At 39.0% G+C, this 25,494-nt stretch carries 23 protein-coding genes and 1 pseudogene; 10 read left to right on the top strand and 14 right to left on the bottom strand.

Annotated features, from left to right (window positions below):
* Positions 1–41 precede the first annotated feature (41 nt).
* A complete protein-coding gene (locus AC2TDL_RS11905; RefSeq protein WP_484696323.1) occupies positions 42–4,742 on the bottom strand; it encodes a glycoside hydrolase family 3 C-terminal domain-containing protein in 4,701 nt (1,566 codons plus the stop codon).
* A 238-nt stretch (positions 4,743–4,980) separates the two neighbouring features.
* Positions 4,981–6,531 (bottom strand): alpha-L-rhamnosidase-related protein, encoded by a 1,551-nt coding sequence (locus tag AC2TDL_RS11900; RefSeq protein WP_484696322.1) that lies wholly within the window; start codon positions 6,529–6,531, stop codon positions 4,981–4,983.
* Positions 6,532–6,734: 203 nt separating this feature from the next.
* Between AC2TDL_RS11900 and AC2TDL_RS11895 the strand changes: the two genes are divergently transcribed.
* The 3 genes and pseudogenes from AC2TDL_RS11895 to AC2TDL_RS11885 all read left to right on the top strand — a co-directional run.
* On the top strand, positions 6,735–7,601 hold the full coding sequence (locus AC2TDL_RS11895) for a helix-turn-helix domain-containing protein (protein WP_484696321.1): 867 nt from the start codon (positions 6,735–6,737) through the stop codon (positions 7,599–7,601).
* 96 nt (positions 7,602–7,697) lie between these two features.
* Complete coding sequence (locus tag AC2TDL_RS11890) at positions 7,698–8,387, top strand: helix-turn-helix domain-containing protein (protein ID WP_484696083.1); 690 nt, start codon at positions 7,698–7,700, stop codon at positions 8,385–8,387.
* Positions 8,388–8,407: 20 nt separating this feature from the next.
* Positions 8,408–9,277: pseudogene (locus tag AC2TDL_RS11885) on the top strand (IS3 family transposase); the annotation flags it as partial.
* 116 nt (positions 9,278–9,393) lie between these two features.
* On the opposite strand, the gene melA reads toward AC2TDL_RS11885, so the two are convergent.
* Positions 9,394–10,692, bottom strand: a complete 1,299-nt coding sequence (gene melA / locus AC2TDL_RS11880) for an alpha-galactosidase (protein WP_484696320.1) — start codon at positions 10,690–10,692, stop codon at positions 9,394–9,396.
* 143 nt (positions 10,693–10,835) lie between these two features.
* Between melA and AC2TDL_RS11875 the strand changes: the two genes are divergently transcribed.
* The 4 genes from AC2TDL_RS11875 (at position 10,836) to AC2TDL_RS11860 (ending at position 14,107) form a co-directional block, all read left to right on the top strand.
* Complete coding sequence (locus tag AC2TDL_RS11875; protein ID WP_484696319.1) at positions 10,836–11,693, top strand: AraC family transcriptional regulator; 858 nt, start codon at positions 10,836–10,838, stop codon at positions 11,691–11,693.
* A gap of 141 nt (positions 11,694–11,834) precedes the next feature.
* Positions 11,835–12,368, top strand: a complete 534-nt coding sequence (locus tag AC2TDL_RS11870) for a helix-turn-helix domain-containing protein (RefSeq protein ID WP_484696318.1) — start codon at positions 11,835–11,837, stop codon at positions 12,366–12,368.
* A gap of 105 nt (positions 12,369–12,473) precedes the next feature.
* On the top strand, positions 12,474–13,409 hold the full coding sequence (locus AC2TDL_RS11865) for an alpha/beta hydrolase family protein (RefSeq protein ID WP_484696317.1): 936 nt from the start codon (positions 12,474–12,476) through the stop codon (positions 13,407–13,409).
* A 116-nt stretch (positions 13,410–13,525) separates the two neighbouring features.
* Positions 13,526–14,107: a hypothetical protein gene (locus tag AC2TDL_RS11860; RefSeq protein ID WP_484696316.1), complete on the top strand. Its 582-nt coding sequence runs from the start codon at positions 13,526–13,528 to the stop codon at positions 14,105–14,107.
* A gap of 178 nt (positions 14,108–14,285) precedes the next feature.
* On the opposite strand, the gene AC2TDL_RS11855 is transcribed toward AC2TDL_RS11860, so the two are convergent.
* From AC2TDL_RS11855 to AC2TDL_RS11830, 6 genes are all read right to left on the bottom strand, one after another.
* Positions 14,286–14,606, bottom strand: a complete 321-nt coding sequence (locus AC2TDL_RS11855; protein WP_484696315.1) for an AzlD domain-containing protein — start codon at positions 14,604–14,606, stop codon at positions 14,286–14,288.
* Positions 14,596–15,327 (bottom strand): AzlC family ABC transporter permease, encoded by a 732-nt coding sequence (locus AC2TDL_RS11850; RefSeq protein WP_484696314.1) that lies wholly within the window; start codon positions 15,325–15,327, stop codon positions 14,596–14,598. The genes AC2TDL_RS11855 and AC2TDL_RS11850 overlap by 11 nt, the downstream gene beginning before the upstream one ends.
* A gap of 435 nt (positions 15,328–15,762) precedes the next feature.
* Positions 15,763–16,482: an ABC transporter permease gene (locus tag AC2TDL_RS11845; RefSeq protein ID WP_484696313.1), complete on the bottom strand. Its 720-nt coding sequence runs from the start codon at positions 16,480–16,482 to the stop codon at positions 15,763–15,765.
* Positions 16,482–17,267: an ABC transporter permease gene (locus AC2TDL_RS11840; RefSeq protein WP_484696312.1), complete on the bottom strand. Its 786-nt coding sequence runs from the start codon at positions 17,265–17,267 to the stop codon at positions 16,482–16,484. The genes AC2TDL_RS11845 and AC2TDL_RS11840 overlap by 1 nt, the downstream gene beginning before the upstream one ends.
* Positions 17,251–17,583, bottom strand: coding sequence for an AAA family ATPase (locus AC2TDL_RS11835; RefSeq protein ID WP_484696311.1), 333 nt, complete (start codon positions 17,581–17,583; stop codon positions 17,251–17,253). The genes AC2TDL_RS11840 and AC2TDL_RS11835 overlap by 17 nt, the downstream gene beginning before the upstream one ends.
* A gap of 3 nt (positions 17,584–17,586) precedes the next feature.
* Complete coding sequence (locus AC2TDL_RS11830; RefSeq protein WP_484696310.1) at positions 17,587–17,985, bottom strand: ATP-binding cassette domain-containing protein; 399 nt, start codon at positions 17,983–17,985, stop codon at positions 17,587–17,589.
* 224 nt (positions 17,986–18,209) lie between these two features.
* Here AC2TDL_RS11830 and AC2TDL_RS11825 point away from each other — a divergent pair, with 224 nt between their 5' ends.
* The 3 genes from AC2TDL_RS11825 to AC2TDL_RS11815 all read left to right on the top strand — a co-directional run bounded on the left by AC2TDL_RS11825 (position 18,210) and on the right by AC2TDL_RS11815 (position 19,825).
* Positions 18,210–18,419 (top strand): hypothetical protein, encoded by a 210-nt coding sequence (locus AC2TDL_RS11825; RefSeq protein ID WP_484696309.1) that lies wholly within the window; start codon positions 18,210–18,212, stop codon positions 18,417–18,419.
* A gap of 1 nt (position 18,420) precedes the next feature.
* Complete coding sequence (locus AC2TDL_RS11820; RefSeq protein ID WP_484696308.1) at positions 18,421–18,927, top strand: LytR/AlgR family response regulator transcription factor; 507 nt, start codon at positions 18,421–18,423, stop codon at positions 18,925–18,927.
* Between the two features lie 307 nt (positions 18,928–19,234).
* Complete coding sequence (locus AC2TDL_RS11815) at positions 19,235–19,825, top strand: sensor histidine kinase (protein ID WP_484696307.1); 591 nt, start codon at positions 19,235–19,237, stop codon at positions 19,823–19,825.
* 114 nt (positions 19,826–19,939) lie between these two features.
* Here AC2TDL_RS11815 and AC2TDL_RS11810 read toward each other — a convergent pair whose 3' ends face one another.
* The 5 genes from AC2TDL_RS11810 to AC2TDL_RS11790 form a co-directional block, all read right to left on the bottom strand.
* Entirely contained in the window at positions 19,940–21,088 is a 1,149-nt protein-coding gene (locus AC2TDL_RS11810; RefSeq protein WP_484696306.1) for an S-layer homology domain-containing protein, read from the bottom strand.
* Between the two features lie 453 nt (positions 21,089–21,541).
* Complete coding sequence (locus AC2TDL_RS11805; RefSeq protein WP_484696043.1) at positions 21,542–22,501, bottom strand: IS30 family transposase; 960 nt, start codon at positions 22,499–22,501, stop codon at positions 21,542–21,544.
* Positions 22,502–22,714: 213 nt separating this feature from the next.
* A complete protein-coding gene (locus AC2TDL_RS11800; protein WP_484696305.1) occupies positions 22,715–23,908 on the bottom strand; it encodes an IS256 family transposase in 1,194 nt (397 codons plus the stop codon).
* 334 nt (positions 23,909–24,242) lie between these two features.
* Positions 24,243–25,124: a helix-turn-helix transcriptional regulator gene (locus AC2TDL_RS11795; protein WP_484696304.1), complete on the bottom strand. Its 882-nt coding sequence runs from the start codon at positions 25,122–25,124 to the stop codon at positions 24,243–24,245.
* 144 nt (positions 25,125–25,268) lie between these two features.
* On the bottom strand, positions 25,269–25,463 hold the full coding sequence (locus AC2TDL_RS11790) for a hypothetical protein (RefSeq protein ID WP_484696303.1): 195 nt from the start codon (positions 25,461–25,463) through the stop codon (positions 25,269–25,271).
* Positions 25,464–25,494 lie beyond the last annotated feature (31 nt).

Raw genomic sequence — 25,494 nt, 5'->3', positions numbered from 1 at the left:
GGGATCAATCAGCGATTATCCATATCTAATTTGTCATTTGATTATTGTAATAGTTGATTGAGAAGAACTTGTCGCACACGTAAAGCAATCGTAGCAAGCTCTGCTCGCGTTAACTGATCATGAGGAGCAAGTCTAGTAGCTGATTTTCCGTTATAAATCCCGTACTTCACCATTAAAGCAATGGCTGCTCGCTCTGAGTCAGAAAGTTGCTTAACATCGTTGTAATCAGACAATAACTGTTCTATCTCTGCTGTTGTAAGCTTGTCTGGAATACCAGCAAACTTAAATACGTATTGGAATATTTCTGCAACCTCTTTACGTGTTACTTTTTCTAAAATGTCGGTATGATCTGACAGCTTCAAGTTTTCTTTTGTAATCGTACGTTCAACTGCATCAAACCATATTTCATCATTTGTCTGCTTCTCTGCTGTTAAACCCAGCACATTTAACGCAACCTTATAAACCTGTGCTCTCGTAGGCTGATCAAGTGGCTTCATCGCCATTTGACTTACCCCATTCAGTAATAGCAAACTGCTTGCCTCTGCAATATACGGTGCATACCAACTGGAAGCCTCTACGTCTTTAAATGTATGAGCCACCTGAATTGGCACATAAAGTCCACTGTCAGCAACAAGAGCTCGCAGCTTATATTGTCCATCATTTGCTTGTACGAGCTTACTTGGAACTGGGGTTAAGCTGCCATCTCTATTCACCTTTGCAAATGCCGCAAGCTTACCTTGTGCAGTTGTTAGCACTATTTCAACACGTTCCAATCGAGACGCACCCGCTAACTTGTTAATAACTACCCCTTCACCAATCGTTGTCACACCTGCTAACTTAACATTTGCGATCTGCTGTTGCTCTGACGAATTAGCTGATCGTATTTGTATAGAGTCAGTAGATGGTTCAGCAGGAGTTGCTGGACTTGGCTCAGGCTCTACAGTCGATTCAGGATTAGATGAACCACCCTGTGATGGAGCTGAAGAAATAGTAATGAGCAGTTCATTGCTATCTGTTGCATTGCCTGCAAATGCTACAGCTTTCGCGGCAATCGATAAGCTTGCTCCAGATCGTGCTGTACCTGCTAATTGAAGTGTGGCTTTCCTGCTAGTGTCATCTAAAGTTATACTTTCCACGGTTAAGCCGCTATTTTTACTATCAAACTTCCAGCTAGCTGGATCGGTTGCTGCCGCAGCAAATGGAATTCGTTCAGATTCAATCATTAATTGCGGATTTTTGCTTCCTCCTCGTAACTGAGAAGGACTCGTAATCACTGTATTTATTTCGAATGATAGCTGATCAATTCGTAAATCTGCATCATGGAAAACAATATATAGATCATGAATCCCTGTAATTTGACGATCACTTAATTCTATATCAACCTCAGTGTAAGAAAGCTCATTTACAGTAACATCAGCACTATCAATTGTATATGAGACTGGCTCTGTTACTGGTACATTCAAAACAGCTAACGGTGCTTGATCTAATGAATCCGCATGTAACGTAATCAATCCACCGTTGCCATTTGAAGCAACCGTTGCTTTTACACGCTTCGCTCCTGTAAGATTAACCTTAGGTATTGCCGTCCAAGAATCATTGCCTTTTGAGCCAACAGCATAATATCCGCCTACAATTAGTTTATCTTTCAAATTTTGCGCTGTACGTTGCTTAGACACTTCGTAGTATTTGACGTTATGAGCATTAAAGGTATGATCGACTACGTTAATCGAAGTATAACCTTCTAATTGCGTCAACGCTTCGCCCTGAACTTGAAGCTGTTTTTCTAATAAAATATTGGCTGACGAACTGCCAACGAATAGCGAGTAAGTGCCATTTTCTTCAACAAACTCTCCTTTATTAACATCCCAAATAGCAAAATCCTGTGGATCAATTGAAATTTGCACAGTTTTCTTCTCTCCTGCGCTAAGCTTCACTTTTTCGAATCCCGCTAATTTCTTAATTGGTGCTGCCTCTTTATAGGCAGAATCGTTGTTTTTTACATAAACTTGAACTACTTCAGATGTATCAACATCACCAATATTTTCAACATCAACAGAGATAGTAAATGCTTGTTGACCGCTCACACTTTCAGGTGCAACAAGATTACTGTACTCAAATTCACTGTATGATAACCCGTAACCAAATTCATACGTAACAGGTGCATTCGTATACATGTACGTTAGCTTAGCTGAAATCGGATCTCCATTTGTCATATCTATCATATATCGTGGATCAATATTAACTCCAAGCTGATGATCGGAGTAACTGTTAGGAATTACATAATCATTGATAGGTTCAAATGCCGACATATCAGCATACCAAGTAGATGACAGACGACCAGTTGGTGCATAGTCTCCATATAGCACTTGAGCTAATGCATAGGAATCGTATTGTCCAGCATATGGCTGATATACGATCGCTGAAACATTAGGATTGTTTTGAATTTCTTCAAGTCCAACTGGAAAACTTGATTTCACAACAACAATCGTTTTCTTTCCTTGTTCGGCAAAGGCTGCAGAAACTTTTTCTACTAACTCATAATCGTCTTCTCCCATATAAATGGATGAACGATCATACCCTTCACCAGCACTATGTCGAGGAATTGCTCCAACAAACACAATAGCATAATCATCATATGCTGCACGTTGTACCGCATCCTCGCCTACCTCTTTTACAACTGTTTCTTCAAACTTCACTTCTGGCGGACGATTAGCAGCATTTTCAGCATTACCCAACGGAGTAGTTGGCACTACTAATTTGCCATTTTCAACGGTCACGATGCGACCATTACTGTAATACCAATCTGTAAATTCACCACTGAATCCTGAACGGTAACCATTAGTAATAAATGAAAGTGTGCCGTCCTCATTGCGTTCCATTCTTAATCGTGGCGGAATTGTGCTTGTATTCCCATTCATTTCTGCTAAATTCCAGTCGTTATTGGTTAAATTAAGCGGTGTTGCGTCCGTATTACTAACGATTAAATTGCTTGGATCGGACGCATTACCTGAAGGTGACGTTACAAATCGGTTATTTGCTAAAGATAATAAATTAATTCCGTTTTGACCTAGGTCTATTATGCGGAATAGATGATTATTGTTTGTAACATCTACTGGTTCATCTATTGTAACAAGCTGTGCCCCTTCTTCTCCTGCTGCTGGATCTGCGCTCACGACTTGTCTATTCGCTGCAGAGGTTAGTGCGATTACTTTACCGCCTAAATCATAATTCACATTATGTTGACCGATACGTTTAATGATCGCGAGCAACGGCGATTCTCCTGAATTTTCAATGTTTGGAGTCGTTGCTACTGAATAAGTGGTCTTAAAACGAGCATCTGCATACATGCCTGAGATTGCTGCTTTTTTATTAGGATCTAGCGGCAGTGTACCATCATTTTTAAGCAATACGATACTTTCTTGAGCTGCTTTCAGTGCAATCTCCTGATGCTCTGGCAAAGCGTAAGTTGCAGGAACCTCTCTAACATCCCCTGCCTCCTCAGCAAATGGGTAATATAATGGGATTCCATTCTCATCCGTTTCATTAAATATCCCTAAACGTACCATTTGATTGACGTGAGGGCGAGCTGCTTCGATTAGATCCTCTTCTGTAATTCCATACATGCCTGAACGCACCGCTGCTACTAACTGAGCAACATCAAGATCAGCATTTTCTTCACTAGGAAACGGTCTTCCGGCATTGGATTTGGCGAGTGCCATAAGCACGGTAGCTGTTGTCCGATCCTTCGTATAACTTGTATCATATCCATTAGATATGGAGGTGTTAAATACGTGATTATCCGCATTAAAGTCTGGCGAACTATAAACACCGAACTTAGATTGTAAATTTGCATAGCGTTGATAAGGAGAAATAATATTTGGAATTCCATTCGTCGTTCCATAAGAAGTCATTACCCCTGCTACTGCTCCAGTCGCTAACGCCTTTATTGGGCTTAACGTGTGGTATTCAAAGATCGCTCTTGGACTCGCACTTACATTAGCTCCAAAACGATACCACTGAGCATTGTATACGGAAAAGTGCTTCGTTCCTACCGCTGCTCGCATCCAAAAGCCGTTATCACTATCCGGTTTATTAATTCCACTTAACCCGGTAGCCATGCTGTTAATGAGTTGTGATGCCATATAAGCATCCTCAGAAAAGCTTTCATCAAAACGGCCACTAAGCGGATTAATTCTTAAATCACTTACAACGGTGAACGCTACAGATAGTGAAGCATTTGGTCCGCCATGGATATTTGATTCTCCTTGCTTAACTTTTAGCGTACTAATTTTTTCACTACCCATAACTTCGCCAACTTCAGCTAGAAGATCCTTATTCCACGTTTGTCCTAGACCGATTAACGCTGGAAAATCTGTCGATACCCCCTGAACATTATCAGCTGCTGACAAAGCACCCGGAATTGTCTTTCCTGCATTTGGCCCCTCTTTAAGCGTATAATGATTGCGTGAGCCTGTAACATACACTGCAGGACCTTCAAGACCCGTATACTCAAAAAACGTATCAACAAACTGATCAAGATACTGCGGATCACCGTTGAACAACGGCATTCCATCAAAAACACCGCCTACTTGTCTCTTAAACACAACTGATTCGCCATCATCCGCTGCTTCTGTTTTACTAACTAGTGGGGCTGGCACTGTAAATAAGCCTAAAGTGAGTGTACAGGAACATAGTAGAGCTAGTGCCTTTTTTCTTGCTCTCGCTTGAAACAATCGACTCATACTAGACTCATCCTTTCTTGAGCTTATTTTTCTGTATTTCTGTAATCAATCAATATAAAACGCTTTCATTCACAGTTTAATTGACATGCAATTTTTTCATAAGTGCATGATTTATTGGATTAATTCCTAATTTATTGGAAAATTTCTATAAAAAAAACGGAGCATTCTCTTAATCAAAGAAAATGCTCCAGATAATAATTTCAGTAAATAGCCGTATAAAACGTTCATTCTTGCAAATTCATTGCTCAATCATATATTTTCTAATAAAGTATGACGGTGTACAGCTCCAAGCATGGCAGTAGCTATTTACAAGATTACTGCCGTAAGGAGATTCTTTTTTATTGTTTGGATTATACAGCTCCCAGTAAGTGTCTGCTCCATCCTCAATCATTGCTCCCCAATAAGCTTTCATTTCAGCTAAACCACGCTCCTGCTGCTCGGCAATAAACAATGCCTCAATCAAATGATGAACCATATAAGGAGTATTCATACCAATAGCAGGACGCTGTGTTAATAGTCGATTTAATAGCGCAGCATTTTCTGCAGTTGGCATAATTTCCGCTAGCACCATCCATACTTGGGTCGCCCAAGAGATTTGTCGCTGCTCACCACTTGTGAAGAAGCCTTGTTCAGCATCCCATAAATGCTCAAGCGCTGCTTTTGCAGTACGTTCAATTGCTTCAGCAATGAGCGACTTTTCCAGCTCACTGCCAACTAATGCAGCAAGCTTTGCGCCACGCTTCAAGTTATAAATTAATACTGCCTGAGCAGGACCTTGCTTATTGAGCTCTTCATGCCAATCAATAAAGCACCACCATGATGGATCATCCTTGACAATACCGCGTTTATCTAAGCGCTCAATGCCAAGTATTAGCTGCTCCATAGCAATAGGCCAAAGCTCCTTAAGCAGTTCCATATCCTTCGTTGCTTCATAGTAATCATACAAGGTAGCTACAAAGAACAGGGCATAATCGTAAAGCTTTGTATCATCGACATGCGGATATGGTTTTTCAAATAAACATGCCCCGACTGTCCCATCTTCAAGACGCATTCCAGCAAATAGGTACAAGCAACGTTTTACTAGGTCATAGTTTTTAAATGTATAGTAGTTAACCTGAGCCTGCAAGCGTAAATCACCAATCCACAAACGACGATCGCGCTTTGGACCATCCTCAAAAACTGTCTGCATGCAATCTTCCATTGTTTTCAAAGCAATACGATCCATATCGTGTAAATATTGCGGCAAGTTAGCCCGCAATGGCTCAACTTTACTGCGATCGCCAGACGTAACCGTCTCAACACTTATTTCATCAAACGCAATTTTATATTTTACCGAAGTATCGAGTACGTCTATTTTGATATAGCGGAAACAATAGCGGCGCGGCAACTTAATTACAGCAGGCAGTACATCAACAAACATTAACTCCTCTTGCAGCCAAGAGCTGCTTAGCCAACCGTTATAGCTATCAAAGGATTCTGCTACTTCGCAAGGCATCTCCCCAAATGTCAGCTTTAACTTTAGCGGCGCATCTGGTGGACTGCCTACTGGCCGTAGCTTCAAAGTAACATATCCAACCTGATGATCGCCAAAGTCAATAATAAATTGATCGCCTTTACCATAGCTGCCTTGCTGCCAATGTTCAATCGTCATTGCTGGCTCTGTTCTCCAGCCTTGAAATGCTTGCTCATCAGCGATAACATCTATTAATCTCTGCGGCTTAACCTCAGTTTTACGTAAATTGGGAATGAGCTGCTGTGCTTTCAAAACAAACGTTTCATCTCTTAGCATATTTACTCTCCTCTCCTATTTGGCAAAATCTATCTGACTGTTCTAACTTCATGGATCTAACTTCATTAAATGTTGTCATTTGAATGACACTATTCTAAAATGATTAACAATGCAAAAGACTATGCTATTACGACATTTTACTTCGCTTTTACGACATTTCATTTTAGAATTTAATAGAATTTACATGTAAGGGAGAACTGCTTGTGGTAAAGCGTACGGTTCGATTGCTTAGCGGAGAGCAATATTTCCAAGAAGAGCTAGCGATTTATGTTAACCGCAACTTAGAATCCTATGAATTGACGGAACACTACCATGATTTTTTTGAGCTAAGCTATGTAAGTGAAGGAAAAGGAACTCATCATACAGGGGAGCAATATATGGAGGTGCAAGCAGGAGATTTATTTTTAATTCCTGTCGGTATTTCGCATGTATTTAGACCATCCTCATCAACTAAGCATCCGCTGATCGTCTATAACTGCATCGTTAAGCTTGAACAATTGACGCCGTTGCTTATGATTTTTCCTGGCGGCAAGTCGTTAACACAATTACTCTCTCTGCCTACTATCTTTCATGCCAAGGATCAGGCAGGTGACGCTCAACAACTCTTTAGCAAGCTATATTGGGAGTTCTCAATGATGCGACCAGGTCAGGAAGCGGCTTTATATGCCTTACTAATTGAGCTACTCGTGCTATTTGCCAGAAAATATGGGGAGTTTGATGAGCAGCATGATATTCAGCAAACAACTTATCGCATGGATGAAGTGATTAATATGATTAAAAATAACTTAGCTAAAGGATATAGTCTAAATGAGTTAGCTGTTATGTATGGGGTGAGTGAGCGACAATTTCAACGGCTGTTCATTAAGCACACTGGAATGAATCTCTCGAGCTTTATACAATCATCTCGTATCCAAGCCGCATGTGAGCTGCTTCGCACAAGCAACCACAAAATTTCAAGCATTGCAGAAGCCGTTGGTTATACACATACTCCTAGTTTTTATGAAACTTTTAAAAAGTATATGGGGGTTTCGCCAGGAGAGTATCGGATGTCAGTCAGGAAGCAAAAGTAAGGTCAATTAAAAAAAGCAGTCCTGCTTTGATATGCTCCCCTCAAAGTAGACACCTGAAATAACAAAAATCAGGACTACTTTTGAGGGGAGTTTTCTATGAGTAGAAAAGGAAAAGGAATTAGCTATGAACTAAAATTAGAGGCAGTAGAAAAATATCTCCGTGGACAAGGAAGTCTACGAAGTATTGCACGTGAATACGGAATCGGGAAAACTACTTTTCGGCAGTGGATCGCGAATTATGAATCCATGGGTCCATCAGGACTTCTCACTACGAATACAAACAAACGATATATTGCAGGGTTGAAAACCGCAGCGGTCCAAGCATATCTTCGTGGAGAAGGAAGTCTGGAGGAGATTTGCAAGAAATTTAAAATCCGTAGTAGAACACAGCTTCGCAACTGGATCACGTTGTATAATAATGGTCATATAGATCGATGGGAAAAAAGCCAAGGGAGAGGGTTCTATATGACCAAGGGACGAGCTACCACATTGGACGAGCGAATCGAAATGGTAAGCTTCTGCTTAGCTAAAGGCAAAGACTATGGCTTAACCATGGAGAAGTACAACGTATCCTATCAACAGATTTATAGCTGGGTACGTAAATACGAAGAACGAGGTGTAGATGGACTCATTGACAGGCGGGGGAAACGTAAAACGCTAGACGAAATGAGTGAAGTCGAACGGTTACAGGCAGAGAATAAAATGCTTAGAGCCGAAATCGAACGAAAGGAAATGGAGAATGCGATCTTAAAAAAGCTTCAGGAAATCGAAAGGAGGCGGTACTAAGCGGAGTACGCCAGGAAAAGCTTTACCTAGTTGTAAAAGAGCTTCATGAACAAGAAGGATATCCGATCGCAAAGATTTGCGAGTTCCTGGACTTAAACAGATCATCCTACTACAAATGGCTACGCCGCGAAAAAAGTGCTCGGGAGCGAGAGAATGAAGACTTGCTCCACAAGCTTGGGGCTATCTACGCAGAAGTTTATGGGATATATGGATATAGGCGACTGACAGATGAACTGAACGCAAGGTACGAGACCCAGTACAACTACAAGCGAATTTACCGCCTGACTCAGCTAGCTGGCATCAAAGCGGTGATCCGGAGAAAGCGTCCACATTACCAGCGTTTCACACCAGAGGTTACGGCAGAAAACATATTGAATCGAGACTTTACGGCTGAGAAACTAAATGAGAAATGGTTAGCTGATGTCACAGAATTCAAGTATGGCAATAACGAAAAATTGTATTTAAGTGCGATTCTCGATCTGAAGGATAACAGCATTATCTCCTTTGCCATGGGCAAGAGCAATAATAACCGACTAGTATTCGACACCTTTGACTTAGCCGTATCCAGATACCCTGATGCACGCCCCATCTTTCATAGCGACAGGGGATTTCAGTATACCAGCAAACAATTTAAAGCCAGATTAGACAAGGCGGGGATGGCGCAGAGCATGTCGCGTGTAGGTCGTTGTATCGATAACGGCCCAATGGAAGGGTTCTGGGGCATCCTCAAATGTGAGATGTACTACCTGAACGGACATTTTGAGAATTACGAAAGCCTTGCTAAGGCAATTGAGGACTACATACACTTTTACAATTACAAGCGTAGACAGAAAAGGTTAAACAAGCTGCCTCCGATGACCTACCGTCAGCAGCTTGAAAATGCAGCATAAAAATGGACCCCGTAATTAACGGAGTCCAGACATTACGATTTTTGTTATTTCTACTGTCTACTTGACAGGGAGCAGTTCACTTCTGCGGACTGCTTCTCTTTATAATTTTATTAGGTTTATTTAAATTTAGGCAGCCAATCACCATGTGCCTCGATGAGATCATCGCATAAAGAAACAATATCATCGATGGATAATTCTGCAGCTGTATGCGAGTCTAATAGAGCAGCATGATAAATATGCTCCTTCTTCAAGGTCATTGCAGCTTCAATTGTTAGCAGTTGTGTATTAATATTTGTACGGTTAAGCGCTGCTAGCTGCGGCGGTAAATCTCCGATATAGGTTGGCTGAATGCCATTTTGATCGACTAGGCAAGGAACTTCGACACAAGCCTCTTTAGGCAAATTCGTAATTAAACCAGTGTTCATTACATTGCCGCCAATTTTAAATGGCACATTCGTTTCGATAGCATCAAAAATATATGAAGCATATTCATGTGTACGTTCATGACCAAGGTTGGAATTTGAAATAATGGATTCCTTCGTTTGCTTCCAATTTTTAATTTGCTCCACACAACGACGTGGATATTCATCTAGTGGAATATTAAATCTATCAATTAATTCAGGATAGCGAGATTTAATAAAATACGGATGATACTCAGCATTATGCTCACTTGATTCTGTCACATAATAACCGAATTTGTCCATAATCTCATAACGCACCATATCATGATGCTTTGTTTTTTGCTTTTCTTTGGCAAGCTTTTTAATGGTTGGATATAGATCCTCCCCATCTTTCGTAATTTCAAGCAGCCAAGCCATATGGTTGATACCAGCAATTTTATGTTTTATGCCTGTCTCCTCAATGCCAAGGTCTTTGAGTAAATGACTAACGCAAACCTGCACACTATGACACAAACCAACTGTTTTAACTCCGCCATACGTATTCATCACATTCGTTAATACAGCCATAGGATTTGTGTAATTTAGGAATAAGGCATCTGGACATACCTCTTGAATATCTCTTGCAAAATCCATCATTACTGGAATCGTTCTTAGATTTCGGAATATTCCGCCAATTCCGACTGTGTCAGCAATCGTTTGGCGAAGACCATATTTTTTTGGAACTTCAAAATCTGTAATCGTACATGGATCGTAGCCACCCACTTGAATCGCATTGATTACATATTTTGCTCCACGCAGTGCTTCCTTGCGATCTGAGTATGCTTTTATTGTACATTTGCTGCCTGTAACAGCTTTAACATTACTCAAAATTAGCTCGGATTCTTGCAAACGAACAGGATCAATATCAAATAAAGCTATTTCAAAGCCTTGAAGCGATGGTACAAGCATACAATCTCCTAGTATATTTTTTGCAAAGACTGTACTTCCTGCACCTAAAAAAGTTATTTTTGACATCACTTCATTCTCCTTTCACAGCGCTTAAATTCGTTGATTTAATTGGGTTGTTATACTTATACTATAAATGTAATCACTTACATCGCATATGGACATTTAAAATGGAATACATGTATAAATGTTGCATAAAAGGAGAAGTCCGCATGTCTGAAAAAGTAGAACATTTTACAACGATTTCTGACTTTGATTCGCAAATTGACGAGGTTATGTTTTCGGGAATATCACAAACAAACTCATTGCATTCGATGGGACCGCTTATTCATCCCTATTACTTGGTGCATTATGTCATTCACGGCAAAGGCTCAATGACAGTGCGAAAAAAAACGTATCATCTGCAAAGTGGGGACAGCTTCTTTATCTTTCCTGATGAATCTGTGCAATATATTGCAGATGAAAAAGAGCCATGGCGCTATTGCTGGGTTGCTTTTAAAGGGAGCCGATTTAGTAACCTGCTAAAAAAGCTTTATATTACACCGGAGCAACCGATTGTTTATAATCTGCCTGTCGAGCAAATCTTACCTTTATTCCATAACATACGCGAACATGTGGAGGCGGGCACATTTACACATCGCCTGCAAGCAACAAGCACCTTGCAGCAATTACTAGCCTGCTATTGTGAGGAACGAGAACGTCAAAAAACGATTATGCCTAAACGTTCCCCCTCTCAAATAGCAGTGGATGAAATTACAAGCTATATCGACTATAACTACATGTATCCAATCACGATTCATGATCTGGCGAGTAAAATTGGTTACCATCGCAGTCATTTATGTAAAATGTTCAAGGCCGTTCATGGCATATCACCGTTAAGTTATCTTATAAAAGTACGATTAGAGCAAGCTAAACTATTACTGTCCCAGCAAATACCTGTAAACAAGGTCGCTAAAGCAATTGGTATTGATGATCCGCTTTATTTTTCCAAGCTGTTCAAGCAATATGAGAAGCTGACTCCTTCACAATATCAGCAGCTGCATGCTAATGAACAAGAGGAAATAACTTAACAGCATTAAGCCGCAAACTGAGTTTATTTAATAAGCTCAGTTTGCGGCTTTATCATTTTTGAAGGTTTCAGGCATTTACAATTCTCATTTTTTATATTATTATCATTATTGATAATAATATAAATAAAGAAGGTAGCAATTATGTCACTTACCGTCGATTTATTAATCCACCCGATTCGAATGCGTATTATTCAAGCATTTATGCCAGATAAGCAATTAACCTCTGCACAAATTAGTGAAATGATTCAGGATGTTCCGCAAGCAAGCCTGTATCGTCATATATCAACATTGCTTAAAGCCGATGTTATCGAGGTTGTTTCTGAGCAGCGTATTCGCGGAACAGTTGAAAAAACATACAGACTTAAGCAAGCAAGCTTTTCACCAGAGCAAATAGCAAGCATGACACCGGAGGAGCATACACAAGCCTTTTTTACTTTTACAACTCATTTACTCGCTCAATTTGAACGCTATGTTCATCAAGAGGATGTTGATTTTTATCGAGATGGTGTTTCTTATCGCCAAGCTGCATTGTATTTAGATGATGAGGAGTTTCATGAGCTTATGGGACAAATCGGCGTGCTCATTATGAAAGCAAATGAAAACAAACCGCGTCCAGGTAGAAAACTTAGAACGATTGCCAATATTGTTATACCAGGCACTGAGTGCAAGGAATAAGCGCTAACTAAAAGATGTATAAAGCACCGCCCTTAATTTCAATAAAACAGCTTTAATATAAGTCCACTCCCCCGTAAACGATAGTTAATAAAGGAGAAGATCGTCATGATTGAACAAAACATTATTGTTGGCGAAAGCAGCCAGTTTCCATTGAACGGAAAATTAACATTGCCTGATACCGCAAGCACAAACACACCAGTTCCAGCAGTCGTGCTTGTACATGGTTCTGGACCTAGCAATATGGATGCAAAGGTTGGCGGTAACAGCTTTTTTAAGCAACTGGCTCATGGCTTAGCTGAGCTTGGCATCGCCTCCATTCGCTATGATAAGCGCACTTTCATTTATGGAAAGCAATTAAAAAATAATCCAGCAATTAGTGTTAAGGAGGAAACTATCGAGGATGCTGTGCTAGCGGCTGATGTATTGCGTAATGAGCCGCGAATTGCTAGTGACAGCATTTATGTTATCGGGCATAGTATGGGCGGCATGCTCGCTCCGCGAATTGATGCTGAGGGTGGAAATTTCGCAGGAATAATTATTATGGCTGGCTCTCTCCGTACCTTGGAGCAAATTATGTTAGATCAAAATGATCAAGTGTTAGCCTCGCTTAATAAGCTGCTGCGCTGGATTGCCAAAAAGCAAATCGCTGCTTTCACTAACAAGCTGAGCAAAATATATCGCTTAAGCGACGAGCAAGCAATGGAAACGAAAATTATGGGAAATGTCCGGGCATATTATTTCAAGGAGATGGGAGAACGTCCAGCAAGTCAGTATTTAGAAAAATTAACTAAGCCAATTCTTATTATGCAAGGCGACAGTGATTTTCAGGTGTCGCTCGAAAAGGATTTTAATGCATATATAGCTCTGCTCGGCGATAAACCAAATGTGACCTTTAAGCTTTATGAGGGCTTAAATCATATCTTTATGCCTTATGTTTACAATCACATCCTAAAAGCAAAGCAAGAATACAAAGTGCCACAAAACATTGAACAACAGGTTTTACAGGACATTGCAGCTTGGATTTACAGTCATAAGTCATAATTCACAAGCGGTAACAATATACCTAACCAATAAACTACGTAATGCGCACCCTCCTGTTGAAACATTAAGCGACGCTAAAACGTTTCTATTATATAAGGCCATTAGGAGGGTGCTTCATGCCAACCATACATCAACCAAAGATTGTACATATTCAAAGAAAAATCAATGTATGGAAGCTGTTATCCATACTATTATTGCTATGTACCATTATATTTTTCATTGCCTGGTACAGTGCAACTCATAGCCTTAAAGCCAATCGAAACGAGCTTCGTGAAACTTTTGGCGTACAATACAGCAATATTGTGGAACAGTTAAATCAGTTAATAGCAGATAATATTAACGGAGCTAACATTCCAGAGCAAATTCGCGATCACTTACTAAGCAACCTCACTATCGCACAATATACTGGTGGACAGCTTAAAGAACAACTTAACAAACGTGATTCATCAAAGCTAAATATGATTATCGTCGTTCTTAACGCTCTTCAGCAGGCGATTCAAAATAAGCAATTTCAAAATTATTGTCATGTATCCGATCAAGCTTCCGTTACTGATCTCGAAGGTTATGTCTATATATTAGATCAATTTCCTAATGGGACGAGCGAAAAGCAAAGTGGAGTGCAAACATTTAATGAAATTATGAAGCAATGGCGGTACCGTTCCATTGATGAGCTATACAGCTCTTGCGGTTTGAAATAAGTCAGTAGTGACAGCGGTAAGAAAATAACTAAATCTATTAAAATGATAAAAGCCAAGTACTGCATAAGTTATGCTAGAAACTAACTCTAGCACAAATCTTTCCAGCACTTGGCTTTTTTACAGATTTCTTTACTTTTTCTAAGTGCTTAGTCCTCCCTAAGCTCAGCTAATAAGCATATCAAAATAAACGAATAATCGCCATCGTGATGACGCCAACAATAACCGTTAATGATAGACTTTTTGTCCATATGGCAACAAGCAAAGTCGGCAAGATAGCGATGGCAACATACCAATCTAAGCTTAAAGTTGATGATGTTTGAACAAGCATACTATCGACAATAAGCGCAGTAAAAATACATATCGGAATAAAAGAAAGCCACTTCACTAATTTAGGCGGCAAAGTAATACCGCGAATCATAATAAATGGTAAAACTCTTGGAATAACCGTTACAATTGCACAGCCGACTATAATGAGTAGCAGTGATAAATTAACGCTCATTGTCCTTCAACACTCCAATCGTAGCACCAATAATAGTTGATATAAGAATTGCTATGTAAGAAGGCATGAACATACTTAAAATGACCATGCTCACCACAACATAAGCAATTAGCGTGCAATATAAGCGCAGCTTGCCTTGCTCGATCGTTTGCAGCTGCAGTACGAGCAGAGCAATAAACATCGCTGTTAAGGAAAAGTCCAATCCTAACGCCTCTGGATTAGCAATCCATTTACCAAGCACTGCCCCTACCATGCTAGAAGCAATCCAACAAATATAAGCCGTAATATTTAGCCCATTCATCCAAGAGTCGCTCATACTTTGATTAGTGGCAATTTTATGAGAGGCTACCCCAAATGTTTCATCGGTAACTAGAGCACCGATTCCAATATTTTTCCATAGTGAATACTTAGAAAAATGAGGTGCTAATGTCATACATAACAGCAGATGACGCACATTTACAATAAATGTAGTGCCGATAATGACAGAGATCGGACTGCCTGCTACGAATAAAGCACAAATAATAAATTGTGATGCTCCCGCATAGACTAGCGCCGACAATAGCCCGACTTCTAATATACTTAAATTCGAAGATGCTCCTACCACCCCAGCCGCAAAACCAATTCCTAAATAACCGACTAAGGTCGGAATACAATCTTTTATGCCTTGAGTAAAGGTAGTGGTTTGATGGTTAACAGCCATTTCAACAGAAGTTTCATTCATAACTCATAACCCTTTATTATGTAATAATTTTAAAAATATCAATCTATTGTCATTGTACTATAAATACTACTTCTATACTAACATCCTACTATAAGGACATCTACTATGATATTTTGTAACTTTTAAAAGATACTCCTTGAATTTATATATGGTGAAATCAGAACTAACATTAAATACAAGGACAAGCTAAGTAAGCCGAACAATCTGCTTGAGCTATTTTCTCACAGTTGCTCGACTTCAATTCTTTAACTTTTGAACATTACCTTCATTTTTCAATCCGTGCCTCTTATTCATTTCACGTTTTATCTTACATAAACACATTTTCATAGATAGTATTTCATAAATCGTTTATACCCAGAATCTTTTTGATTGCAATGATGAGTGATATACATTTTTTATAGGCAATAAACTTCTCAATTATCTTTACATAAATTTCTAACGAACACTTCGATTTAAAAACAACGAAAATGAGATCACGACAAATATGACAAGCCAAGCAAATTGCACCGCTAAACCAAACCATTTAGATAAATAGTTCTCCAGCTCAGCAATAAAAAATAGATTCATTGTCGCAAGCGGAGGCACGTATTTAGCTAAATCAATAAATGAATATAACAATTGACTCATCCCTAAGAGTAGCGGCAAACCAATCGCAATTGGTGCAACAAGCGATTTCGTTAATATCGAAAGGCAAGCGATAATCCAGGCTAACTGTATCCAGTTCAGAATGACGAGTGATATGCTGACAAACAAGTCAACGTTGAAAGTAAAAGGCCAGTCCACATCGATTTGCATTAACAATGTTAATATAACAGTTGCACTTGCCGCCACGCCTGTACAGATAACAATCATTGTTAGGCTGAAAAACTTTGCACTTAATAATGTTAATCTTGCGGGCAAAGCAAGCAGCGTCGTTCTTAAAGCAGAATGCGTAAATTCTTGCCCAAAGCAGCCCGCACCAGCGACAATAATGCCTACTTGTCCTAAATAGAGCGCCTGCAAGCAAAGAGAATGGACTTGCTGCTCCCAATCCGTAATAGAGACGTTTAACGTTAATAAATAAAGGATAGGAATCATAAACGCCCCTGCTATGCCTGCAACGCACCATGGATAGGAAAAAAATTTAGTCGTTTCACTACTTATTGCTGCAATCATTAATATTTACCTCCTACATCACTGCGATTAAAAACGATGTACGAAGCTATTACCGCTGTAATCACCCATGTCAGCAGAACAGTCCCGCCTCGTATCGGATCATGCTCAAAAGCATCAGTGGGTGAAGCAAAGAGCATATTACTTGCTGTTACAGGAAAGTATATTCCCCAATCCCACGTTTCTAAGTAAATTCCTAAAACGTATACCTGCGGGATTAAAAATGCTAACGGAACGATAGCAGTGCGAAATAGCATACCGATAGCAAAGGACAGCAATGTCAACAGCACCCAAGCCAGCAAGGAGTAGCCGATAAATCGAAATGCGATTGAGCTTAACTTAATCGGATGCAGTCCAAGTTCTCCCAAACTAGCATGTGTTACAGCAATCGTTACATAGATAGAGATAAGCGAGAGAATTGCGGTGCTAAGCAGCAGTGCTAAAATTTTTCCACAGAACACCTTGTTACGATTACTTTGACATAACAATGTTGTCCGTAAACTATGATGGCGAAATTCAGTTGCGCCAAGCAACCCGCCAAATATAATCATTGGCATAATTCCAAATAGCGCAACTTCAAAGCCGATATAATCTAGCGGCGGTATAGCTGCTGCTAATATCGGATGCGTTTCTGGCGTCGCATCTAATCCAATGACCAATAAGTTTTTTGCACTGATAAGGGCAAGTATCGGCTGAACTGCAAGTACTAATATACATATGACCCACCACATACGTAATGAAAATATCTTATGGAGTTCAACAATTACCACTCTAATTGTGCTGCTCATGCCGTGTCTCTCCTTCCGTTAGAGAAAAAAACAATTCCTCTAACGATTCAATGTTTTTCTTAATCTGTTGAAGCTCACCAGCAGCAATAATTTTACCTTTATAAATAATAACAACATCATCTGCTACAGCCTCTACTTCAGAAAGCAAATGGGAGGACAGCAAAATCGTTTTCCCCTTATCTGCTAACTGCCGAATAAAACCTCTGAACCAGCGTATTCCTGTTGGATCGAGTCCATTCGTTGGTTCATCAAGCACAAGATATTGCGGTTCTCCCAAAAGCGCCGCTGCAAGTCCAAGTCGTTGTCCCTCGCCCAATGATCACGTTCCAAGCCTTGCCTTGCTTTTGCCAGATAAACCAACGATGTTTAATACTTCAGTCACACGATGAGAAGAAATATTATTGCTTTTTGCGATGATTTTTAAATGAGTCTTAACTCGCCTCGAAGGAGGTCCTCCTATTCCATCAAATGCTGCTCCAACTACAGTCAATGGATCCTTCAATGAAACATATGGTCTCCCAGCAAAGGTTGCTGTTCCTTCCGACCGATCAAGTCCTAGCAGAATACGCAGCGTCGAGCTTTTCCCCGCGCCATTAGGACCAAGAAATGCAGTGATTCTTCCCTGCTTGGCTTCAAACGATACATTATTTAAAATTTCGATATGTCCATATCGTTTACATAGATTGGAAATGACAATATTGTTTGCAACTGTTCCCATTATTCGATTCTCCTCTCGTAATTGTTTATTAGTTTGAGGTAATGATTGTTTAAGATTAAACAACTATCAACAATATACAAGAGAATTTTTAGCTGTAGCGCGCATGTAATAAACAGCAAAGTAAATGTAACGTTTAACATTGAATAAACCTATTAATTGCTTTAAAATTTGAAATTAATTACATATTTTGCGAAATTAAAGCAGTATCCAGTAGGAGTGAAACGATGGCGATACGAGTAGCAATTTGTGATGATGAGCCTGCTTTTGCTAAAGCTGTTGAGGATTTGATGTTAGCGTATGATGATAACATATTTGAAATCGACATGTACTACAATCCTTATCGTTTAATAGAAGCTCTAAAACTGCAAACCTATGATTTATTTATTTATTTTGGATATCGAGTTTCCAAATCTATCAGGACTAGAGATTGCTGAAATGATTAGAGAAAGCAATACGACTTGTCCAATTATGTTTGTTACAAGCTACAACGAATATATGGAAAAGGCATTTAAGGTCAACACCTTTGATTATCTTTTAAAACCAATAACAGAGGAAAATCTATTCCCTGCCTTAAAACGAGCTTTAAAATATTTAGATGTAGATGACAGCAAATTTCTCTTTAGCTTTAACAAAAATGTGTTCAGCGTTAATTTTCGTGAAATTATGTTCTTTGAAAAAGACAGGAGAAAGGTTCGGATTCATACAACCTATGGTACGTATGAATCACTACTGAAAACAAAGGAGCTATTACCTAAATTAACTGATCAGTTTGTGCAGGTTCATCACTCATTTATCGTCAATGTTAGACATGTAAAAAAAGTAAGCAGTCTTGCAGTAACATTGAAAATTAACGATGAGCAAATGATTGAAATTCCAATCAGCCGCAAGTTTATGGAAACAGCAAAAAATCAAATTCTAATGAAGTTAAGAGAGATGTTATGATGGAAACTCGTCAAACCAGTAAACCGGTCAATCTCTTTTGGCAAATGACCGTTATTTCTATTCCTTATCAATCATACTGCTGATCTCCTCAGTGACTACACATGTAGAAGTTATCAATCAACCTAAATTGATCGCGATACTTGTAGCAATATTTATTATTTACTTAAATCTATGTATACTCTATCTTCACATTATCCTTAGACGTTATTATCAAAAGCTTGAATAAGTCACAACACAGAAGCAAGTTTTTGAGGCAGAACTAAACTATTTCCAGCAATTAAAGCATTCCCAAGCGAAGCTCTACAGTATGAGGCATGATCTAAAAAACCAATATCTTGTATTGCTTGGCATGTTAAATAACGGGGATGTTACTGGAGCACAAAGCTATTTACAGCATTCAGTTCAAAAGATTGAATATCAGCATCAATTTTTTACAAATAATTATGTCTTAAACTACTTCCTTAATGAGAAAAAATCAATCGCAGAAAGCAATGGTATAACGCTAAATGTTAAAGCATTTCTGTCTGAAAATTTGCGGCTTGATACAGATGTTTTAGCAGTTGTACTCGGAAATTTAGTCGATAACTCCATCCATGCCTTGCAACGGGTAGTTAATACTGAAGAAAAAGAAATTTCTTTGCTTATAAAGCAATTTGATAATAACCTGCTTATTGAGATTTCCAATCCATTTGATACGAGAGAATTAGCAACTAGGAGGAGCAGACTACGGGAAGGAATAGGGATTCGCAATGTGAAATCAATTGTTGAGGAGCAAGGCGGCATCTATAATCAATGGGTTGAGGCTAGCCGATATTTTGTCAGCATACTGTTATTTGATGTTTATGAGGATGGGAAAGCATATGCAACTCAAGACAAGGCAAGCACGTTCGGTATATGAATCGCTAATCGTACTAGCCTGCTTAAATTTACGCTTAGTCTGCTTATTTATATTTTTTAACGAAATAAAAAAGCATGAGCCGATATATGCGAACTCATGCTTTTTCTATCTATCTTATAAACTATTGTATAGTCTTTTAACTGTAATATATGCTTGTTCCTTCGTATAGTAGTTTTTGAAACTGCTGCTTTCAATTCCGCTGCTTCCAGTTCCTTTAACACTTGCACCAGAAAGTGAAGCCACAACATTAATTGTATCTTTTACCCAATTATATTGCTTACTGTTATCAGCAACCTTTGTTCCTTTTCCTGGCTTAGAGCTGAGCAACATTGCAGTTTTTGATAACATAGCTGCTGCCTCTTCACATGTAACATAGCCTTGTGGGTCAAACTTACCCTTAGTTCTGCCTGATATAATGCCAAGTGCGCTTACCGCTAGTACATTTCTATCCTGTGTGTCACTAAATGTGCTGCTATTTTTCACTACGCCTTGTTCCTGCAAAATCGTATCGATGCTCTTACCTGTTTTCTTAGTCATGAATTGCACTAATAATTGACTGAATTGTGCGCGATTAATATTATCGGTATACCAGTCTTGCAAAGAACTTGGTACTAAGCCTAATTTAATTGATTCTGCCACTTCTGCTTGTGCCCATGAGGAAGGCTTTGTACGTGATCCCCAATCATCTAAATACATATTAAGTTTAGTATCTGACAACGATATGTCCTTAGAGTCATAAGAGTATTGCAATTTATACATATTCCATTCAACTTTACCGTCGACAACTTTTTTTCTGACAATAGCCTGTCCAATCCCTATTTTATCGCCAAAAATTGCAACTTCTTTGGCAGACCAAGTTGATTTCGTTTGTTTTGCTAGATTAGCAAATTTAAGCTGCTCTGCATAATTTTCAAATTCTTTTTCAGTGTAATAGATATCGAAATTGACTAGATAAAAATCATCCTTTAGTTCCTTCAAAGAATATGGCTGATAAGAACTTGTAAACCATGTACCGCCTAACTCTAATGAAGGAAGATACAGAGTATTTTCTATATAGTAACCATAACTATTGCTTTCTTTGGATAATGTTCTGCCGAATAGTGTTTGACTCCAATGATTAATAACATCAAAATTGTATGGATAAAAATCCCACGCGTATTCGTATTGCTGCCCTATATAAAAGAGTTCCTTACTGCTTTTATTAAGAACAGCGGCATTGGACATAAAATTAGTATAGTAATCAGAATATTGAATGTATTTCATTATATCGCCATCAGAGAGACGAGTCATATCAACTATGTCACCATCACTAAAATAGCTTAAAAACTTAACTAAATCATTTTTCTAAGATAAATTTAACGTATCCCAAACATTTTTACTTTGGGAATTGTTTTGCGCTGAAACTGAGACAGGAACGCTAACGATAGCAAACGCAATACATAAAGTAAATAAACTGATTCTTTTTAACCAAGATGTACTCACAACGATGTCCTCTCTTCCATATAAATACAGAATATCACATAACCCATTACCATAATTCCGGTTTTTACAAAAGCAAATATAGGACTATAGATATATAAATCAAACAAATAATAGGATAATATTATCATTTTCCAAAAAAACATGACAATGTCAATGAATATTATAATAATGCTTTATTTATCACTATTCATATATAAAACCCACTAAAAGGAAATTATTTTGTATGATAGATTGTCAAGCTAAGTGCGACAACTCTTCCATAACTGCCTCATGAGAAGTTTTCCAATTCAGACATTTGCGTGGTCTATGGTTAATTAAATCCAAAGCACATTGAAGTTCAGCTTGATCAACGGTGTTTAAGTCGTACTTCTTAGGAAAGAATTCTCGGAGAAGTCCATTTGCATTTTCGTTACTGCCTCTTTGCCAAGATGAATATGGATCAGCAAAGTATACCGTCAAGCCATGCTCTTCTAACAATGCTTGATGGCAGGCGAATTCCTTTCCACGGTCAACGGTAGCTGTGAGCATAGGCAACGCGAGTTCTTCTAGCACCGTAGCAACCGCTTGCTCCATAGATGCCGCTGAACGGTCTGGCATTTTTACAGCGTGGTAATAGCGTGTTTTTCGCTCAACAAAAGTAGCCAAGCAGCCTTTACTTTTACCACGGCTAGAAACGACAGTATCAAGCTCCCAATGACCAAAGGATTCACGTTGCTTCACTTCTTTTGGACGTTGCCTGATGGATAACCCGAGATTAAAGCGACCTCTGCTTTCACGAGGCTTTCTACGCTTTCCCTTCTGTCGTAAGAAGATGGTGTTCCCTTGGACTAGCCTACCTTGGTAAATCCAGCGGTAAATGGTTTTGAAGGATACCGCTTGCTCAGGATAGTCTTGTTTCATGCGCCCTTCAATTTGTTCTGGGGACCACGTTGCAGCCAAGGTTTGAGTAAGGTAATGTTCTCTTTCTTTCGTCCACTTCCCTTTAGGCTTGCTTTGCATGCGTTTGCGCTGGTAATCTGCTTGCGCATCGCTAGCCTCATAAGCAGAAGACGAGGTATTCAAACGATGAAGCTCACGAGACACCGTAGAATGATGGCGTTTGATCTGCTGTGCAATGGCTCTCGCACTCCAGCCTAAATGAAATAATGTTTCTATTTTTATACGCTCGTTTATGGTAAGATGTGTATAGCTCATGACGAGCCTCCTTGTAGATGGTGTGTGGTAACTTCATTCTACACGAGTTTTCGTCATGGGTTATTTTTTTAGGTGTCGCACTTCATATTACAATCTATCGTATTTTATAGTTATTTAATCAATTTCAACTATTATCCATTTAATAACTAATATGAGGAAAAATAAGTTAGTGTCAAATATAGTTCGCAAAAAGCATCAGTACCTCACATCGGTTTATGCAGCAAGTAGTCGTTTTTCTTGAATTTGTTGAATAATCTTAGGATGAATGTAGGAACGTCCACTAGACCATTCCTCACTGTACTCGATCAGATAACTAGTGACTAAGCGAATGTAGGAGTCCTGGTTGGGGAATACCCCCACTACACGCGTACGTCTTCGTATCTCTTTGTTTAAGCGTTCAAGTAGGTTGGTAGAGGATATTTTACGACTGTCCATTTCTTCAAAGTGGAAGAATTGCAGGGTATCCTCAAGTCCTTCCTCTAACGTTTGAATCGCAGCAGGATACTGTTTTTCCTCCGTATCCATGAGATGCTCAGCGTAAGATAAAGCAGTTTGGTAATCAGGTTGTAACCAGATTTGTTTTAGTCTAGCAGCAAATCTCTCTTTGTCACGACTTGGAATATGCGCTAAGACATTGCGCATCATATGAACTTTACAACGTTGCCAAGAACAACCAAGGAATGACTCACGAATGGCTTTAGAGAGCCCCTTGTGAGCATCACTTACGACAAGCCAAACGTCTTGTAGCCCTCTAGCTTTTAGTCCTTCAAAGAGCGTTTTGTAGGTCGCTTCGGACTCTTCCAGCATCGGTTCAATCGCTAAGATCTCACGTTTACCTTCTAGATCCATGCCGATGACAACCTGCACAGCCATGTTTACGACACGATGCCCATCACGAATTTTCTCATACAAGGCATCGACCCACAGCACAGGATATGTGTCGGCTAATTGACGGTTGCGGAAGGCTTCTACTTGCTCGTTGAGCTCTTTGGTAATATGAGAGACTTGACTAGCTGAAATGGATTCAATGCCTAATGAGCTTGCAAGCTTCTTGATCTTGCGCGTGGATACGCCTTGAATATAGGCTTCCTGAATCACTTGAAGCAAGGCGGTTTCTGAACGTGATTTCTCTGTGACAAAGAACGGCACATAGCCTCCTTTCCGCAACTTCGGAACAAAGAGATACATCGTACCCATACGCGTGTCAAAACGACGCACACGGTAGCCTGATCGGTAAGCCTCTCTGCTATCTGTGCGCTCAGATTTTTGAGCTTGTACTTTCGCTGTAACTTCTGCTTCCATGAGTTGCTCACATAGCCATTGTAGCATCGATAACATCGGGTCCTGCTCCGACATAAATTGCAATAGCATTTGTTCTAAGTTTCCATTAAAATGAGGGTAGGTCATCGGTTATCTCTCCTTCTGGTTTGCTCGACACTTACCAATTCGGAGGTACCGATGACTTTTCCTTTTTTATATTTGCGAACTTAATTGTACGTTATCAAAAATAATGGGGATAAAAATAAAAATATAGTAATTAATTGAGAGTTATATTATATTTTTCTATTATTTGCGACAAAAGTGATAGTGGTATAATGAAGGAGTTAATTTTAAAATTTAATGTAGGTAGGAATATTCCAGAACTGCTTGTATAACTACAATATCATTATGTAAGGAACTGAAAGTAATGGCAAAATATCATAACATTCAGTCCCTTTCTGAGCATTATAAAACGATATGGCTATTCCTCAAATGATAAATTAACAGGTTCATCTAATAGTTGGGCTGAAAAATCTATATTTGTAGTAGGAGTTTGTTTATCAACTTCTTCGAATTTTAATTCATCAATCCATACCTGTCCGTTTCCAGATAGCAATATCCCAAAAGCAATGAGCGCGCTATTGCTAGGCACATCTAACACAATGTGATAATGATTCCACTCATTGGTTCCTACAATCGGTCGATCACTCATATTATCAAATTGCAATACATCACCAAAAGCATCGTCGACACGCATCCAAAATCCACAAAATCCTTCAATATCCTTTGATTTAATAAAACCTGAAAGCTTGATGCGTTTGCCTAAAAACTTTTCTGCCTTGAACTGTTGCATCATCGTTGCAAATTCTTCCTTCCATTGCACAGCTACGGATTTTAAATATCCAGACGCTTTCCCCTTATGAACCGTTTCCCGATCGATACCCATTTGATAATTAAACGGATGACTTCCGCTTAAACTCCAGCCTTTAACGCTCTGCTCATTTTTCACAGCAGTTTCCTCCTTCTGTAACATTAATTTACCCATAAGTTTTCGATATTGTCCTGGCGGTAATTGATAATACTTTTTGAACGAACGCGTAAATGATTCCTGTGTTTCAAAGTGATAGTAAGAAGCAATATCGATAATTTTTTCATCTGTATGAAGCAACAAGTTTGCTGCATTAGAAATTCTGCGATAGCGTATATATTCAGAAGCAGTTACTCCAACTTCCTTTTGAAAAATGCGCAAGAAATGGTATTTCGAAAAGCCTGCAAACTGAGCTACGCTGTCTAAAGATAGCTCCTCGTGTAAATTTATTTCAATATGTTCAATTGTTTTTTGAATGATGGGGCTGTAGCTCATATCGTGAACCTCCTTACCTTTAAGATATTATAAAGCAGAATTAATTTCTTGACTTTTATTGCTTTGTTAAAAGCAAAAAGCGATAACTAAGGATTAAAATGTCTAATCCTTCGCTATCGCTAACAGTTAATGAAGCTGCTGGAATCATTTCTTCTTCTCCTTCAGCAATTTGTAGATAGTATGCAAACGATATAGGATAATTAATAATAAAAAGATAATAATGCCAACATTGATTTGCGTAAGTATCTCCTCAGTAAAGTAGGCTGTTATCACAACAAAAAGAATTGGAACGGCTATCATAAACATAGGCATAAACAGCGATGTATTTTTTTCGTTCATACTACATTTCCTCCCCGCTGCTCTATTATCA

This window comes from Paenibacillus sp. plas6 (assembly GCF_057221655.1).
The sequence above is the reverse complement of the archived record's forward strand: the minus strand, read 5'-3'. Positions and strand labels throughout refer to the sequence as shown.